Source organism: Alteromonas alvinellae, from assembly GCF_902705805.1.
In genome coordinates this window covers 1-2174 of sequence record NZ_CACSIH010000108.1, presented here as the reverse complement: position 1 = coordinate 2174, position 2174 = coordinate 1, and the positions used below count along the sequence as shown (strand labels likewise).

1 protein-coding gene is annotated in these 2174 nt (G+C 41.3%); it reads left to right on the top strand.

All coding sequences use genetic code 11. The features are described 5' to 3' along the window. Nucleotides 1–494 precede the first annotated feature (494 nt). The coding region (locus ACX5KA_RS06840) for a thrombospondin type 3 repeat-containing protein (RefSeq protein ID WP_458730738.1) at nucleotides 495–2174 on the top strand (1680 nt) is incomplete at its 3' end.

The window sequence follows — 2174 nt, the reverse complement described above, 5'->3', positions numbered from 1 at the left end:
TATTTTACTATTCGTGGGGATAGCTCAGTACCTACTAATAATTAAATCATTTACAGATAAAAAATTGAGGCCAGTGTGAGCATGAACAACTATTCGCGCTGGCGTTTTCTTTATAACAGTTACACAGAACAAGGCCAGGATATTTGACTAACACGCCTTTCTAATTAATATTTAATATCCAATTGCCCAAAGCGATTTGATTTGTCGTAATCCATATCTATTACATCAAAAATTCCCACGCTCTATCGCCTAATTTATAACTTAGCCAAGTTATAATCCCTAAATGAATAGGATGTAAGTTACCAAAACAAAGAAGATATATTGCAATTAACTCTTTCAGATTGCTATAGGCAGAAACGTTGGTAATTAAAACCGCTCAAGGCCAGAAGAAGGGTAAAAAACTGACTAGGGAATAAAATTATCAATAATTTACCTTTTTATTTATTAGCGATATGCTAAAGCAGCTATACAACATCAATAGAAAGGAAATCGAATTGAAAAGTAAATATGCAGTTTTCTCTGGATTAATTCTTTTAGGCGCTCATCACCAAGCATCTTCAAATAGCCATATAGACTTAAAAGCTCAACAACACAACCAACGGATTTCAGCGTGCGCGACTTCTTTTGAGCTATTATGGCAGCGCGTGAATTCTGCTGAAAAAAAGCTTGTTGAGAAACAACTTAAATCGTTATGTCCAGAACTAGCCTTTCCCACATCAGACAAGACACCAGTGAAAAAAAATAGCTTTTGGCAGCTAAATGGTGACACCAATGCCCCTAAGTTGGTGTACCTCGACATACAGCCCAAAGTTATAGATGTTACTAATGCTCAACAGAACGTAGAAGTAACCGTTCACTTTGAAGAAGAAACTGATATCAATTACCTAAGCTTTTGGTTTAAAAACGACGACCTTCAGCAATATGGTAAAAGCGAGGGGGCATACGGGGACGACATTTATAAAGACCCTGAGGACGGACTATTTAAAACCACCTTCACCTATACTTTTACGCCCGAGAATGCGCCAGGCACCTACAGTATTTCAAGTGTTTTAGGGCTGGCTGATACACTTAATAACCGCACTTATGACTACGACGGTTGGGAAAAGCTGGAAGCGCTTGGCTTTCTACCGCACCTTGAGGTGCTTAACGATAATGACGTTGACATTACTCCACCTACCATCAAACGCATTGAAATTGACAAGCGCCAAATAGCAGCAACAGAGCGCCCAGCACAAGTAACAGCGAAAATAGTTGTACAAGATGAATCAGGGATGAGAAGCGGCGGAAGCAGCTTTTGGTTAAGAAGCACGCCAAACTACGTTAGTGCCGAAAGCGGTGCAGAGTGGCTTCCTATTATCGAACCTAATAGCTTTCAAAAAGAGTTATTTTTCAACATTGACAGCGGCACGGTTAGTGGCGTATACGCGCTTGCAAGCGTATTGTCATTAGCTGACGGCTTAGGAAACTATACGAGCCGTTACGACGATGGTGAAAGCATGTATAAAGAGGGCTTCTACACATTCCTCAGCATACTGCCAGAAAGCGAGATGGAACAAACCGACAACAGTATAGTGCTGAAAGAAACATTTATTTCCGAAGACTCGGTGACCTATAAAATGGTGATTGATGCCGAGCAAAGTGTTGAACACGAACTACTCATTGATAATAGCGAACTAAGTGAACCGCCGTACATTAAGTTCAACGCAACGAGTGTAGCGTCAAGTTGCTATGCTTCGTACTCTAGTCAATACGTTGCACGCTGTCGTTTTAGCTATGCTGATGTCGATGGTGATCTAGAGATAACGTTCACGACACCACGATCACAGGACAAAGACTTTCTCACTTTTGTGAAGTTGAGTGCAAGTGAGAGCCGTATTGATGTAAATATGGAAAATAATTTTGTTCGAGTAAGCAACTCTTTGCTTAATGAAATAGGTATTAATGATAAAGACGGTGACGCGGTTTTCGATAGCGAGGACAACTGCCCCGATACAGCCAATAATAACCAGCTAGACTCCGACAGCGATGGTTTCGGCGATGTGTGCGACAGTGATGACGATAACGACGGCATGCCAGATGTGTATGAAACACGCGTTGGCTTAAACCCACTGGTGGCTGATGCTGATGAGGATGCTGATGGTGATGGCCTGTCGAACCTTGAAGAGTTTGAGTAT